General features: G+C 39.8%; 14 protein-coding genes. 9 read left to right on the top strand and 5 right to left on the bottom strand.

Annotation, left to right across the window (positions count from 1 at the left end):
• Positions 1-13 precede the first annotated feature (13 nt).
• The 4 genes from TOL5_RS13475 to TOL5_RS13460 form a co-directional block, all read right to left on the bottom strand.
• Positions 14-1,387, bottom strand: coding sequence for an ATP-binding protein (locus tag TOL5_RS13475; RefSeq protein ID WP_151780989.1), 1,374 nt, complete (start codon positions 1,385-1,387; stop codon positions 14-16).
• On the bottom strand, positions 1,384-2,055 hold the full coding sequence (locus TOL5_RS13470; RefSeq protein ID WP_004831272.1) for a response regulator: 672 nt from the start codon (positions 2,053-2,055) through the stop codon (positions 1,384-1,386). The genes TOL5_RS13475 and TOL5_RS13470 overlap by 4 nt, the downstream gene beginning before the upstream one ends.
• A gap of 367 nt (positions 2,056-2,422) precedes the next feature.
• On the bottom strand, positions 2,423-4,651 hold the full coding sequence (locus TOL5_RS13465; protein WP_221260400.1) for a phosphocholine-specific phospholipase C: 2,229 nt from the start codon (positions 4,649-4,651) through the stop codon (positions 2,423-2,425).
• Between the two features lie 108 nt (positions 4,652-4,759).
• Complete coding sequence (locus tag TOL5_RS13460; protein ID WP_221260399.1) at positions 4,760-4,912, bottom strand: hypothetical protein; 153 nt, start codon at positions 4,910-4,912, stop codon at positions 4,760-4,762.
• 476 nt (positions 4,913-5,388) lie between these two features.
• Here TOL5_RS13460 and TOL5_RS13455 point away from each other — a divergent pair, with 476 nt between their 5' ends.
• Entirely contained in the window at positions 5,389-6,594 is a 1,206-nt protein-coding gene (locus tag TOL5_RS13455) for an alpha/beta hydrolase family protein (RefSeq protein WP_227544007.1), read from the top strand.
• Positions 6,595-6,864: 270 nt separating this feature from the next.
• On the opposite strand, the gene TOL5_RS13450 is transcribed toward TOL5_RS13455, so the two are convergent.
• Positions 6,865-7,686, bottom strand: coding sequence for an IclR family transcriptional regulator (locus TOL5_RS13450; RefSeq protein ID WP_121774832.1), 822 nt, complete (start codon positions 7,684-7,686; stop codon positions 6,865-6,867).
• Positions 7,687-7,944: 258 nt separating this feature from the next.
• Between TOL5_RS13450 and TOL5_RS13445 the strand changes: the two genes are divergently transcribed.
• Genes TOL5_RS13445 through TOL5_RS13410 form a run of 8 tightly spaced genes read left to right on the top strand, consistent with a single transcriptional unit; the run spans position 7,945 to position 14,406 of the window.
• Complete coding sequence (locus TOL5_RS13445) at positions 7,945-8,250, top strand: non-heme iron oxygenase ferredoxin subunit (protein WP_005029766.1); 306 nt, start codon at positions 7,945-7,947, stop codon at positions 8,248-8,250.
• A 25-nt stretch (positions 8,251-8,275) separates the two neighbouring features.
• Complete coding sequence (locus TOL5_RS13440) at positions 8,276-8,575, top strand: recombinase-like helix-turn-helix domain-containing protein (protein WP_009587234.1); 300 nt, start codon at positions 8,276-8,278, stop codon at positions 8,573-8,575.
• Positions 8,576-8,592: 17 nt separating this feature from the next.
• On the top strand, positions 8,593-9,660 hold the full coding sequence (locus TOL5_RS13435; protein ID WP_151780987.1) for an aromatic ring-hydroxylating oxygenase subunit alpha: 1,068 nt from the start codon (positions 8,593-8,595) through the stop codon (positions 9,658-9,660).
• Positions 9,653-10,417 (top strand): SDR family oxidoreductase, encoded by a 765-nt coding sequence (locus TOL5_RS13430; RefSeq protein ID WP_151780986.1) that lies wholly within the window; start codon positions 9,653-9,655, stop codon positions 10,415-10,417. The genes TOL5_RS13435 and TOL5_RS13430 overlap by 8 nt, the downstream gene beginning before the upstream one ends.
• Positions 10,418-10,428: 11 nt before the next feature.
• The gene (locus tag TOL5_RS13425; RefSeq protein ID WP_121774835.1) at positions 10,429-11,358 is read left to right on the top strand and encodes a VOC family protein; all 930 of its coding nucleotides are present in this window, start codon (positions 10,429-10,431) and stop codon (positions 11,356-11,358) included.
• Between the two features lie 27 nt (positions 11,359-11,385).
• Positions 11,386-12,597, top strand: a complete 1,212-nt coding sequence (locus TOL5_RS13420; protein ID WP_121774836.1) for an NAD(P)/FAD-dependent oxidoreductase — start codon at positions 11,386-11,388, stop codon at positions 12,595-12,597.
• A gap of 40 nt (positions 12,598-12,637) precedes the next feature.
• Entirely contained in the window at positions 12,638-13,861 is a 1,224-nt protein-coding gene (locus TOL5_RS13415; protein WP_121774837.1) for an MFS transporter, read from the top strand.
• A gap of 23 nt (positions 13,862-13,884) precedes the next feature.
• Positions 13,885-14,406 carry a cupin domain-containing protein gene (locus TOL5_RS13410; RefSeq protein ID WP_121774838.1) on the top strand — a complete coding sequence of 174 codons (522 nt, stop codon included), beginning with the start codon at positions 13,885-13,887 and terminating at the stop codon, positions 14,404-14,406.
• The last annotated feature ends 14 nt before the right edge of the window (positions 14,407-14,420 follow it).

Genomic DNA, 14,420 nt, shown 5'->3' with positions numbered 1-14,420 from the left:
CCAAGAGTTTATTTTAGAGCCTTTTATCGAGATAGATGGTGACTTTTAAACCTTGTGGTTGGTTGTGACTAAATTGAATGGAGTAACCGTAGCGTTCAAGGATCAATTTAACCAAAGATAAGCCCAATCCATGCCCATTATTTTGCGACGATTTACGCCAAAATCTTTGTGTTAATAAAGTTAGTTCATTGTCAGCGAGTCCGATACCATGATCAATGATCATCAATTTACCTTTTATTAATTGAATTTCAATTGTTTGCTGAGAATTTGAATGAATATATGCATTTTCAATCAAATTTTTTAAGATGATATTCAACTCAGTTTCAGGAATTTGAATAGTTTGCTCAACCGCTATAGTCAGGTTTAAATTGTTTCTGATTTCAGGGTAGTTCGACTCAAGTTCAAGCATAACTTGCTTTAAACTTTGACCAATATCTGTAGAGACAGGCTGAAATGCTTGTAAAGTCATAGCCTCCATCTGACTGAGCAATAACAGTTGTTTTAATAGTTGTTCATAGCGATTAATACTATGTTCTGCTTGTTCAAGGTTTTTAAATGCCGCATGATCTGTCATTTGAGACTGAGCTAACATGAGTTTACTCAGTTGAACGTGTGTTTTGATTGCGGTCAATGGACTACGCAACTCATGTGCAGCGAATGCGGTAAAACTCTTTTCATTTTCAAGACTTTTATGAAGTTGTTGAATTAAATCAAATAAATTGTCCACAAATGGCTGGATTTCTTTGGGAGTATTTTGTGACTTCAATTCAATCAAATAGAGGGCGGATTCCGATAAATTCTGTTTTTTCTTAATCAAGGTATTGGAAATATTTTGTAGCGGACGAAATTCCACTCGCATAATCCATAAAATCAACAGAATACATAAAAAGAGTGTAGCGATCAGTGGGATCAAAACGGATTGTAAAATTTGTTTGAGCAATGAGTGGCGTAGTTGTAGTTTTTCAGCAGTTACCACCTGAATATTGCCTTTTTGAATGACATAACTGCGCCATTCTGTATTCTGATAACGCCATGTACTAAAACCAGTTTTTTGTGTCTGTAGATTTTCTGGCGCACCACGAGTTCGAGCCACGATTTTTTGTTCAACGGCAATATTTGAGCTAAAAACCGAGACCTCACAGGCGATCAGATTTGGATGATTAATATCCTGAGTTTCATGTTGGAGTGCTGAATGAATGTCTTGTAGAGGGAGCTGTTGGACTAAACGGATCACCATATGTGCTGAGGCTGATAAACGTTCATCTAAGGTGTTTTGTAAACGTTTGGCTAAATCAAAATAAAGCCAAAAGAAAACAAATGACCACAGTAATACAAAGATAACAGTAATACTGACCACGAGCCTCCATTTGAGACTGTATCCTTTCACTTGCTTTGCTCCGGATTTTTTAAGATATAGCCGACCCCTCGAACGGTTTGAATAATATTGCTATGAATTTTCTGTCTTAGATGATGGATATGAACTGAGATTGCGTTACTTTCTATAGAATCTTGAAAGCCGTAAATTTTATCAATCAGTTGTTCATTTTTTAAAATTTGATTTGGATAGAGCATAAAGATTTCAAGCAAACTGTATTCACGTCGAGACAAGCTTAATAATTGATTTTGATAAAAAACTTCTTGTGTCTCACAGTTAATTTTGAGCTCACCCATCTGTAATATATTGGAAGAATAGCCAGCATAGCGGCGTGACAATGCCAATATTCGCGCAATAAGCTCATTTAAATCAAAAGGCTTAGTGAGGTAATCATCGGCACCAGCATTTAATGTCTCAATGCATTGTTGAGTTCGATTGCGTGCGGTTAAGACTAGAACAGGGATATGAATTTGATCTTTTCGCCATGATGCAAGTAATTCTAAGCCATCTTGGTCTGGAAGCCCCAAATCCAATAAACACAGGTCTACTGAACTTTGACGGATAAAATAATCAGCTTCACGAGCTGTTCGTGCATGTTCAACTGAAATGTTTAAATAATCTAGTGCAGCCAATATGCTTTGAGCAATGTAGGGATCATCTTCAACTAATACGACAAACATGAGATTTCCTCGGTAGATGACTGCATTCTACAAATAAATTCGCTTGTTAATACTTTCTTAATGATTGTTTTTAATTGATCAACAACATTGGTTAAAAATAAGATAAGAATGGTTTAGCTATAAATTAATAATCAATACATTATCGTGACTTGAGGGATAAATCAAATGACAAACTTGTCGTTGATTTATCCGAGCGTTGAATTGAAATATGGTCTGAATAGACAGAGAATATCTTGACTCAAAAATAATCAAGCGATATGAAAAACTTGAGCCAAGAGCAATAACTTATTTAATAATAAAAAAGCCGTTTAGTTGATTAAAATTAAACGGCTTTTTGATGAATCAAATGGGGATCAGCCCTGAGTATTTAGACCATTGCAGGATCACTTATAGAATCTTCGCCAGTTTCCACTCGCCCTGCAAAACGGCGATAAAACTTGGCATCTTGACTACAGGTCACAGCAAAATCATACCATTGCCAAGCATCTTTTAATTCCCAGTGTTGAGTTGAAGTTTGACCTGCTTTTACCGTGATTTTTAAAGGCGAATCAGTTCGATAAACCACTGGGGTAATCACAAACTCAGTATCTTTAGCACCCGTATTGTTCAGATCGACATAAACATTGCCATTAGCAATATCATAACAAACACGGATTTCAGGATTGATCTGCAAATCTTGATTTCGATTCAAATCACCTTTGAAATGACGGTGAAAACCATTTGGCCCCATGACCCAAAGATCATAGAGACCTTGATTGTCCTTTTTGACATTCCAGACATCATCCAAAGTTTTACCTGCTTCGATGATATAGCGACGTGGAATACGGCTTAGATTTAATTTGTCATACACATGAAAAACTGCACCTTGGGTTCCTGTGTTTGTAAACAAAAGTTTTACTGTTCCATCACTTTGACAACGTGCACTGGTATGTAATTCATAAGGCAAAGCTTTTGAACGACGAATACCACTGGCTTGAATTGGAAGTTGTAAATTGGTTGGGATTGGCACATTGGGTAATTTTTGTTGTGCTGATCGTAATTGATCTGCTTGTTCACGAGTTTGTTTACCATTTAATTCAGGCAATACATCTTCATTAGGTGTTTTAAAGTTAAATGCTGTGGTCAAATCCCCACAGATCGCACGACGGTATGGGCTAATATTGGTTTCTTTGACCCCAAAACGTTTTTCTAAAAACATCAATACCGAAGTATGGTCGAAGACTTGTGAGTTAACAATGCCACCACGGCTCCACGGAGAAATCACAAACAAAGGTACTCGAGGTCCAGGTCCATAAACGCCATTGTCTTTTTTAGGCTGACCACTACTACCGAGAGGTGCATCATGAACATAGTATTCATACTGCATATCGGTTTGGCTAAGTGTAGATTTACCTGCATAGGTGTTATCTGTAAGTAATGCTGGAGCAGATGGCGATGGTACATGGTCAAAATAACCATCATTTTCATCAAAATTGATCAGAAAGACGGTCTTACTCCAAACCTCTGGTACCGCAGTCAAAGCATCTAATATTTCTTGAATAAACCATGAACCTTGTACTGGGCTTGATGGTCCAGGGTGCTCGCAATAAATTGAAGGGGCATTGATCCATGAAACTTGGGGTAATTTTCCTGTTTTAATGTCATTTTTAAATGCATCTAAAAACTCTTCAGGTTTATTGCCAGGTAATGTGTTAGCGATCCCTTTATACAGTGGATTTTTCGCATTGTCCTTACTGGCATCATAGGCTTTATATGGTAGTTTCTGTGCTGCGGCATTGTATGGGCTATTAGGTGCACCACCACTTGAAACAGGATAACCAGAATCAATATTGGCTTTTTTAAAGGTACGGAATGCACCTAACATGTTATCTCCCCATTCATCTGGCATGTTTTGATAACAAATCCAATTGACTCCAGCCTCTTCTAAGCGTTCAGCATAAGTTTTCCATGTATAACCAATATCCACATTTTTCGGATCACCATCAATCCAATCCCATTCGTTATTTACGAAGGCAGTGCTGGTCGGTACTGCGCCGTTGGTTCCAGTTAAATGAAATGAGCGATTGGCATCTGTACCCGTATGCATGGAGCAATGATAAGCATCACAAATGGTAAAGGCATTTGCCAAGGCAAACTGATATGGAATTTCTTGTTCTTTGAAATAACCCATCGCATAATCAGTTTTGTAGGTTGGCCAGTTGGACATACGCCCATTGTCCCATGCCTTTTGACTATCCACCCATGTGTGGTTTGTTCCCGGTGCACGTTGAGCATTATTACTTGAACCATCCAAGTGGAACGGGGTAAGTAGTGCACCATTACTTCGTTGTTGCTGCCAAACGCTACGCCCATTTTGTACAGGTATAGTGATACGGTCTGCAAAGCCCCGAACGCCTTTAAGTGTCCCAAAATAATGGTCAAATGAACGGTTTTCCTGCATCAGGATGACGACATGTTCAACGTCTTGAATAGTTCCGGTTTTATTGTTGGCGGGAATAGCGAGTGCTTTTTGAATACTGGCTGGAAAGGCTGATAAAGTTGCTGCCCCAAAACCTGTTTTAAGGGTATTTGCTAAAAACTGACGACGATCAATCACAATATTTCTCCTAATTAAATGTTTATATTTAAGACTTATGGTGCACAACGCATAACAGGTTTTTTGGAACCATCAGGTTGAGCCGTAGAATGATCATCATTGGAATCGTTACAAGCAGTAAGCAGCAGTAGAATGGGAAAAATATAAAAATACGCGCGCAATTGCTTTGAGTTTTTTAGCATCTGGTTCATCCATAATTAAAGATGCCCACACCATAAACAGCGCTTGTGACAACTGAGTGTCATCTTTATGACGGCTCATTGACATGATGAAACAGACGAATAAGTCTGAAAAATTGAGTTTAAAATATGATGCTAAAATGCTTGAAAATTATCATGAAATGAAATGACTCAATTTAAATGCAGCAACAGGTGATCTATGGCTATAAGTCTTACTTTACTTTTTTAATCAATCTCAAGCTATTTTTTCTTTTTCATTAAAATTTTAAACCTGATCAAGATTTTATTCAGTCTTATTTAAACGATAAATTTAGAAGTTTTTTGACATTTTTGATGCAGGTGTGGGCAGTTGATTTGAAGATATAGCAATCGATCAATCTTAGTAAAAATCACATAAATAAAAAATTATCTCAAATGATGTCTGAATAAAACGGTTTGAATCTATTGCTCTAGACTGATATAAATTGAATTGTTTGTATGTAAAAAATAGTTTTGCATATAAAACAAATTAAAACTAAAGCACGATAAACATCAGCCAGCAAACTAGGGAAATATGAGATGAAAAGGAAATATAAACGTGTAGGGGAAATAATGATTTTTCTGAATTATCAAACATTGAAAAGCAAGATAATGGTGATCGGAGGTCTATTGACATCATCATTGTTACTCGGTGCTTGTATGAATACGGACAGCAGTCAAAATGCGACTACAGGAAAATTAATATCTGTTCAGCAAGATATAGATATTTCTACATTACCAGACGCCGCAAAACGTGTGCAGATTTCATATACAACAAGCTCATTTAATGGCAAAGCGACAACAGTGAATGGTCTCATGACATTGCCGAAAACACCTGTTCCTCAAGGGGGCTATCCTGTGGTGAGTTGGGGCAGTGGCACAACCGGATTTGCTGCGCAATGTATGCCTTCTCAAGCCGTAAATGCAACACGTGATGCATATCTCAATGAATGGTTAAAACGTGGTTATGTCGTCTTGCAAACAGATTATGAAGGTTGGGGTGGTTCTGTAGGGCATCGTCCATTATTGGATGGAAAAAGCAATGCTGCTGCTTTGACGGATATAGTGACCGCTGCACATCGGTATTCTAATCAACTCAGCAATGAATGGATTGTCGTAGGACACAGTGAAGGCGGTGGTGCGGCTTTGTGGGTTGCCGGGCTCACTCAACAAGCGGGTGGGAAATATCCCTTGAAAGGTGCGATCGCAATTGCACCTGTAGGACCAGGGATTCTAAAATTCATGGACAATGCTGTGAATGGTGGCGTAGTTCATGCCCAACCATTTTTATCAGTCACAGTGCTTGGTGCAAATATTGTAGATCCAAGTATAGATTTGGATAAGTTGCTGAAAGCACCCATGAAACCACAAGTTGAAGCAGCAAAGACACAATGTCTTGCACCTTTGTTTAAATTAAAACAGTTGCAAGCTGGGCAATATTTAAACGCGGGTGCTGATTATGACAAAGTTACTGATTTTTTGAAAACAGCTCAAGATCCATCACGATTGACCATGAAAGTCCCTGTAACCATTATTCAGGGCACACAGGATGAAACCACAGTCACGCCACCGACAACTAAAGCGATGATTTCGAGTTTTTGCTCTCGTGGCGCAACAGTTGAATATCACGAGTATTCAGGAGAAACACATCGTTCAGTCATTCCTGCATCTCAAGAAGATGCCTTTAGTTTTGCAAAAAAAGTTTTTTCCAATCAGCCAACTAAGAATGTTTGTAAAAGGGATTGAATTTAAATCGTGCTTGGTATGTCGCCATTATCGTGACTGTCTTGGTGATAGGTCATACGAATTCTGTCTGAATGCCAAAACCATTCAATAATAAGATTCTAAGTAAGCATAACAATTGTCATTTTACCATTAGGGCATTCCTATTCTTATCCAATAGAATGCCCAGATCGCATTTAACAATAATGTTCGTTGACACTTTCAGCTCATTTAATCCACACAATGAATTACACACCACGACATAAAATGGATGTGGTTGAGTAAAGATAACTGCTATTGCATATAAATGAACTTTGAAATTTTATCTGCATAGTCCACGACATCTTGAGAGATTTCATTTTTAAATACATCTTCTGAATAGGTGCTGAGTGGGCAACTGACTGAAAGCACGGCAGCGATTTCTTGTGTGGCTTGATTATAAATCGGTGCAGCGCTGGCGGCCATATCGGTATTAAAGTGTCCCCAACTAATCATAAAGCTTTGACTGCGAACGTATTTTAAACGCTCTAATAGTGCTGCCAAATTTTGAGGCGTTCGATCAGAGTAGACTTTCCAATCGTTAAAATGTTCATAACGTTTGATCACTTCAGACTCAGGCAAACGAGAAAGTAATAATTGTCCAATGACCGTGGCATGCGCATGCCAACGGGTTCCGATATGGACATTACTGGTAAATGAACCGATCGATTGAACATTGCTGGTAAACACAATATCAGTACCTTCTAAAATTGATAGATGTACCGCTATTTTAATTTTATCGCGCAACTCTCGCATAATAGGTGCAGCAATATCGGTGAGTGAGGATTTTGAGAGGCTATTAAAACCCAACTCCATCACATTGCTATTTAAGGCATACGTTTTTTGCGACATTTTTCTTAAATAACCACAAAACTCAAGTGTGTGAATTAAACGAAAAGCACTTGAACGATTGACATCTAATTTCTCTGCAATTTCAGAAATGGTCATTTCCTGATGGTGCTGATCAAATAATTTTAATATGGCTAATCCACGTACCAAACCGGGTACTAAATAGCGCTCATCGGTATTGGATTCCGTGTTTTGCTCTAAAAGAACATCTGTCGTTGTTGAATTCATTGTTAAGTTAACCTGTGTTCATCATGAAATTCCTCTAAAAGGAACTGTTGTATTTTAATCAGCAAATTTTTTATCTCAATGTTTATATATAAAACATTTTTTTCATTAAAAAACTTACAAAAATGTGATTTTTTATTAATCCATTGATAATTAACAAAATATAAAAATTGACAATTAAAATGATCAAAGCTTATGCTATTTATTATGTTTTAAATGCTAAATTAAGTTTTATATATAAAACAAATTAAGGATGCAAAAATGAGTTGGATCTCAGTTTGTCAGCAAGATGACATTACCGAAGATGAGCCTAAAGCCATTGATGTCGACGGTAAAAAAATTGGTGTGTTTTTCATCGATGATCAATATTTTGCAATCGAAAATGTTTGTCCGCATGCCTTCGCTTTATTAACAGAAGGTTTTATTGAAGATCAGACTGTGGAATGTCCATTGCATGAGGCGATTTTTGATATACCCACTGGTGAGTTAAAAAGTGGTCCGGGATGTCGTGATTTATGCACTTATCCCGTGCGGATTGAAGGGCAGGATGTCCAAATTCAACTATAAGTTTCATTAAGAAGGATGGAATCTCATGAATACATTTAATGAGAAGCTCGCGAACTGGATTCATGCCACGCCAGCAACTGAAGCAGGAATAAACAATATTCAAATCCCAGGGCAACCTGAATTATTGGTGTGGCAAACCCGTTATAAAGCGCCCACGGTCTATGAACAGGATTTTGTTCAATACTTAATTCAAGCTTTTTCATCAGGGATCACTGAGCTAGATGAGCTTGTCCAATCTTTAAATCAGCAAGGTTTTCGCTGTGAATCTGGTGAAGCATGGACGTCTGAAACATTCTCAGACGAAATGCAACGTTTAGGTTATTGATTCAAGGAAGAAAAGAGATGAATGCAGCAGTATCAGTAACACCAAGTGTGGAAGAGTATTTAGATTTAGGTCTACGTGATCAATGGCATCCTGTTTTAGCCAGTTGGGAAGTTGCAGCTAATCCTGTTGGAATTACACGCTTGGGCGAAAACATTGTGGTGTGGCGTGATGATCAGGGCCAAGTACATGCCTTAGAGGATCGCTGTCCACATCGTGGCGCTCGCCTCTCTTTGGGCTGGAATTTGGGCAATCGTGTGGCTTGTTGGTATCACGGTGTCGAAGTCCGCCATGATGGTGTTGTTGAAGATGTACCCGCAGTGCATGAATGTCCAATGAAAGGCACCAGTTGCGTCAAAAGCTATCCAGTGATTGAACAGCATGGTGCGATTTTTATGTGGTTTGGTATTGATGCCAAAGAACCAGCAAAGCCACTTGAATTTCCAGAACAATTGGCCAGTGAGGCATGGAGTTCATTTTTGTGTCAGGCAGATTGGAAAGTCAATCATCAATATGCCATCGATAACGTGATGGACCCTATGCATGGCAGTTATTTACATTGTACTTCGCATTCAATGGCTGAAGGCGACCGCACTGCGGAAATGAAACACCGTTCAACAGAACATGGCTTTGTTTTTGAAAAAGAAGGTCAAGTCGGTGTGAACTTTGATTGGGTTGAATATGCCAATACTGGAGCAAGCTGGTTGCGCTTGTCGATACCTTATCGTAAAGACTTTGGACCCGGCGGAGAGTTTTGGATTGTTGGCTATGCTACGCCAATCGATGCCGACAACACTCGTGTGTTTTTTTGGCGTTGTCGTAAAGTGAGTGGTTGGCAGCGTAATGTTTGGCGTTTCTTATACCGCAACCATTTAGAAAAATTGCATTGGGATGTGCTTGAGCAAGATCGCATTATTTTAGAAAACCTTGCGCCACACGCACGTCAGCAGGAATTTCTTTATCAGCATGATGTTGGGCTATCTCGTCTGCGTCGTTTAATGAAAAAAGAAGCGGAAAAGCAATTAAAGAAAATTGCCAATTTAAAAAGTGCAAATCGTATTGAGTTGCAGGAAGAAGCGCATGGTTAACATGGCATTGCTGCAAGGTAAAAAAGTCCTTGTCACAGGCGCAGCCAGAGGTTTGGGGCGAGACTTTGCCCAAGCTATTGCGGAAGCAGGTGCCCAAGTGGTTATGGCAGATATTTTGACAGACCTGCTTGCTGAAGAGGCGAAGGCATTAAAAGCCAAAGGGCTTGATGTGGATGCTGTCACGATTGACTTGGCAGATAACATTTCAATTCAACAAGCTGTTGAACAAGCTGTTGCCCGATTATCTGGACTCGATGGTTTGGTTAATTGTGCTGCACTTGCAACCAATGTTGGTGGGAAGGACATGATGGATTATGACATGGAGCTTTGGGATCGAGTCATGAACATCAATGTTAAAGGCACTTGGTTGGTAACTAAGGCGTGTGTGCCATATCTCAAACAGTCAGCCACTGGCAAAGTGATCCATGTTGCTTCAGACACCGCTTTATGGGGTGCGCCAAATTTGATGGCTTATGTGGCGAGCAAAGGCGCATTAATTGCGATGACCCGTTCTATGGCAAGGGAACTCGGGCAGTTCAATATCTGTGTCAATACCTTGTCTCCAGGTCTAACCTTGGTTGAGGCCACAGCATATGTCCCACAACAACGCCACGATTTATATGTCAATGGTCGAGCAATACAACGACAGCAGTTACCACAAGATTTAAATGGAACAGCACTATATTTACTGTCTGATTTGTCCTCATTTGTGACTGGGCAAAATATTCCAGTCAATGGTGGCTTTGTCTTTAATTGAAGAGGTATCCGATGATTACAGGGATTGAAATTTTAAAATTTGGTGTAGAAGACAGAGTTGCTTCGAATAAGTTTTTGGCAGACTTTGGTCTCCAAAAAATCGAGTCGGATATCGATGGAACCGATCTTTATCAAACCCAAAATGCGAGCAAGATTTATCTATTTGACTGCGATGATTTACGTTTGCCACAGGCGATTGAAACTGGTTCAACCTTGCGAGAAGTGACTTGGGGAGTTGAGAACCCCCAGGATTTATCTGATTTATCGCTGCGTCTAAAAGATGTAGAAGGCTATCAAGAGTCTGCTGGTATGCTGCAATGTCTTGATCCAAATGGCATGACCATTCGCTTTCAGCAAAGTTTTACTCATGACTTACCGGCATTAAAAACAGAAGGAATTAACCAATACGGCAGTATCAATCGAGTAAATGCAGCAAGTCCTGTATATCAAAAAGGACAGCCTGTTGCGATTGGTCACGTGGTGTTTTTTACTCCTGACTTAGAAAAAACAGAGTCCTTCTATATCGAAAAGATCGGTTTTTTCTTATCAGATGCCTATCGCAATCGTGGAGCCTTTCTACGTTGTCGCGGTCAAGGTTATCACCATGATTTGTTCTTGCTATCAGTACCGAATAAACCTGCTGGGCTTAATCATGTCGCATTTGTCGTACGTGATATTCATGAAGTGATCGGTGGTGGCTTAAACATGAACCGTTCTGAATGGTCAACTTTTATTGGTCCGGGTCGTCATCCAATTTCTTCGGCTTATTTTTGGTACGTCAACTCACCTTTGGGTGGAGCATTTGAATATTACACCAATGATGATTATTTGACGGAAGAATGGCAGCCACGCGTGGAAGAGCATCGCCTAGAACTGTTCACCGAATGGGCCATTGAAGGTGGTTTGGATGATCAGACCCGTAGACAAGTTAAACCTGTGTAAAACACGCCTGAATTGAGAGCATAAGCTATGCAAAGAGTGGTGATCGTGGGTGCAGGACAAGCCGCAGGTTGGGCTGTCAGTACACTGCGTCAAAATGGATATTCAGGTGAGATTCATGTGGTTTCAAATGAAGACCGTGTATTTTACGAACGTCCACCCCTGTCAAAACAGGTGTTATCAAGACAAGCCAGCTATGAAAGCCTGCATCTATTTTCTCCTGAACAGGTTCAGGACTTTAATATTCAATGGCATAAGCCTGCGATTGCGACACATGTGGATCGCCAGCAGAAAAATGTAGTTTTAGATAGTGGTGAAATTTTACCCTATGACAAATTATTGATTGCTACAGGAAGTCGAGCTCGCGTTCCTGTCAATTCATGGCAATTTATTCCTAATGTGGTGACTTTACGCAATGTCCAAGATTGTGAACGATTATCAGGCATTTTAGATCAGACACAAAAATTAGCTGTGATTGGCGGAGGTTGGATTGGCTTAGAGATCGCAGCGACTGCTCGTCAACAAGGTAAAGAAGTACATATCTTTGAATATGGTGATCGCCTTTGCGCACGTAGTGTGAGTCCAAAAGTATCACAATTTCTAAAAAACTTACATGAACAGCAAGGCACTCAGATTCACTTAAACAGCCAAAATCTACATTTGGTTGAAGCAGGACTAAAGCAAGTCGAAGTGCTAAATCATCCACATGGCAGTGAACTGTTTGATTGCGTCGTGGTGGGTGCTGGTGCAGAGATTGCAAAAGAGCTGGGTGTGAGTGCGGGTTTGGACGTTAAAGATGGCATCGTGGTGAACGGTTTCGGTCAAACCTCAGATCAGGATATTTACGCTGCGGGTGATGTCGCGATCCATCCAAGCTTGGGATATTGCATTCAGTCTTGGGCAAATGCTCAAAACCAAGCGATTGCAGCAGCGAAATCAATGTTGGGCATTGAAACGGAATATACCGATATCCCATGGTTATGGTCAGATCAGTACCACTTCAATATTCAGGTTTTAGGGACTTATCAGCCAGAGAGCCCTCAGCATATTGTATTGCGACAGAGTTCAGCTGAACAGTGCAGTTATTTGTATCTTGATCAACAACATCGTTTATTGAATATGGTCGCAGTCAACGATGCAAAATTGGTCAAATTGGCAAAGCGCTGGATGCAATCTGGAACTGTATTAGACCCAAAATTATTAGCAGACCCTGAATTTAATGTCATGAAATTAAAACCATAGGCATTAAGTACGGTTCATGACTCAATCGAAGGAATGAAATATGAGTAATGAAGAGAAAAATGGATTAAAGCATTGGGTTCCTGCTTTTGTCCTGATGGTATGTGTCGTTCTGGCATTCTTCGACAAAATTAGTATCGCGGTGTTATTTGCTGACCCTCACTTTCAAGGTGCAATGGGGATTGCTGAAGATAAAGCAAAACTGGGATGGCTCATGACCAGTTTTTTGCTGGCTTATGGATTTTCATCTGTATTTTTAAGTTTTTTGGGCGATATTTTTAATCCCAAGAAAATGTTGTTTTGGAGTGTTGCATCTTGGGGTTTGCTGATGTTCTGTATGGGCTTTACCACCAACTATACAGGCATGTTGATTTTACGTGTTTTGTTGGGTTTGGCAGAAGGTCCATTGTTTGCACTTGCTTATACGATCGTAAAACAAACTTATACAGATCATCAGCAAGCTCGTGCATCGACCATGTTTTTACTGGGTACGCCCATTGGAGCATTCTTAGGTTTCCCAATTACTGCGGCTGTGCTTGCACATGATGATTGGCATACAACATTCTTTGTCATGGCAGGATTAACTGTAATTGCATTACTGGCCATTGTATTTGGGCTGCGTAATTTACAACTGAAGAAAACCATTGAGTTGGAGTCAACCAATAAACGTATCAACTTTAAAGGACATATTCAAAACACCAAGTCGTTGTTGCAGAACAGTTCATTTTGGTTGGTGTGTATTTTCAATATTGCATTGATGACTTATTTGTGGGGCTTAAACAGTTGGGTACCGTCTTATTTGATTCAAGACAAGGGCTTTAATCTTAAAGAGTTTGGGGTTTATTCCAGCTTCCCATTTATTGCCATGTTACTGGGCGAAGTGATTGGTGCATTTCTTTCCGACAAGCTAGGACGCCGTGCTATCCAAGTCTTTAGTGGCTTACTGGTCGCGGGAATCTTTATGTATGTCATGGTCATTATGACCAATCCAATTTTAGTCATCGCAGCGATGTCTTTAAGTGCCATGGCGTGGGGCTTTGGTGTCGCTGCAGTATTTGCATTACTCGCTCGAGTGACTACAGCGGATGTGGGCGCAACAGCAGGTGGGATTTTCAATGGTCTAGGTAATTTTGCCAGTGCAATCGCACCTGTTTTGATTGGCTACATTGTAATGCAAACCCATAGTTTTAATTTAGGAATTACCTTTTTAGCAGCAGTTGCCGTGATTGGATCATTCTTCTTGCTTCCTTTATTGAAACGTTATTAATCAAAGATATTCAGGAGTTAAAAATGACTACTCAACAATTTGAAACATGGACTCAACCGAACGGTACAAGTTTAGAAGATTGGTTAAATACACGAATTGCCCGTTTTGAAACACGCAAATATGATTTTGATGCTTTGAAGTTTCAAGCTGACTATGACCCGAAATATCGTCGCGCGCAAATGCGCTATATGGGGACAGGGGCAACAGGAGTTGCCAATGACAATAATACTGTTCCAGCCGAAAACTTTACGTTTTCTACCATGGTGCTCCCGCCTCAGTGTGAAGGCCCTTTGCACATTCATCATGATGTGGAGGAAGTGTTTTTCATGCTACGTGGTGAGATTGATCTGTTCATTGAGCATAACGGTGAGAAATTCCAAACCAAGTTGAAAGAGCGTGATCTAATTTCAATTCCACCGGGAATCTATCGTGGTTTATTTAATCCTGGTGAAGAAGATGCCTTGATGTGCGTCATGTTAGGTACTGGAAAACCGACGATTCCAAACTATCCACCTGAGCATCCATTGTCTCAAATCAAACGTTAATCGTTTGATCGGAT

The sequence above is a fragment of the Acinetobacter sp. Tol 5 genome (assembly GCF_019702905.1).
GTDB classification, from domain to species: domain Bacteria; phylum Pseudomonadota; class Gammaproteobacteria; order Pseudomonadales; family Moraxellaceae; genus Acinetobacter; species Acinetobacter bereziniae.
This window is presented reverse-complemented; position numbering and strand designations above follow the sequence as displayed.

What these genes read in the sequence shown, in the direction of transcription:
- TOL5_RS13470 (WP_004831272.1), bottom strand. Translation starts at nt 2,055, where the DNA reads ATGTTTGTCGTATTAGTTGAAGATGATCCCTACATTGCTCAAAGCATA.
- TOL5_RS13445 (WP_005029766.1), top strand. Translation starts at nt 7,945, where the DNA reads ATGAGTTGGATCTCAGTTTGTCAGCAAGATGACATTACCGAAGATGAG.
- TOL5_RS13450 (WP_121774832.1), bottom strand. Translation starts at nt 7,686, where the DNA reads ATGAATTCAACAACGACAGATGTTCTTTTAGAGCAAAACACGGAATCC.
- TOL5_RS13455 (WP_227544007.1), top strand. Translation starts at nt 5,389, where the DNA reads ATGAAAAGGAAATATAAACGTGTAGGGGAAATAATGATTTTTCTGAAT.
- TOL5_RS13415 (WP_121774837.1), top strand. Translation starts at nt 12,638, where the DNA reads ATGAGTAATGAAGAGAAAAATGGATTAAAGCATTGGGTTCCTGCTTTT.
- TOL5_RS13430 (WP_151780986.1), top strand. Translation starts at nt 9,653, where the DNA reads ATGGTTAACATGGCATTGCTGCAAGGTAAAAAAGTCCTTGTCACAGGC.
- TOL5_RS13435 (WP_151780987.1), top strand. Translation starts at nt 8,593, where the DNA reads ATGAATGCAGCAGTATCAGTAACACCAAGTGTGGAAGAGTATTTAGAT.
- TOL5_RS13410 (WP_121774838.1), top strand. Translation starts at nt 13,885, where the DNA reads ATGACTACTCAACAATTTGAAACATGGACTCAACCGAACGGTACAAGT.
- TOL5_RS13460 (WP_221260399.1), bottom strand. Translation starts at nt 4,912, where the DNA reads ATGAGCCGTCATAAAGATGACACTCAGTTGTCACAAGCGCTGTTTATG.
- TOL5_RS13420 (WP_121774836.1), top strand. Translation starts at nt 11,386, where the DNA reads ATGCAAAGAGTGGTGATCGTGGGTGCAGGACAAGCCGCAGGTTGGGCT.
- TOL5_RS13425 (WP_121774835.1), top strand. Translation starts at nt 10,429, where the DNA reads ATGATTACAGGGATTGAAATTTTAAAATTTGGTGTAGAAGACAGAGTT.
- TOL5_RS13440 (WP_009587234.1), top strand. Translation starts at nt 8,276, where the DNA reads ATGAATACATTTAATGAGAAGCTCGCGAACTGGATTCATGCCACGCCA.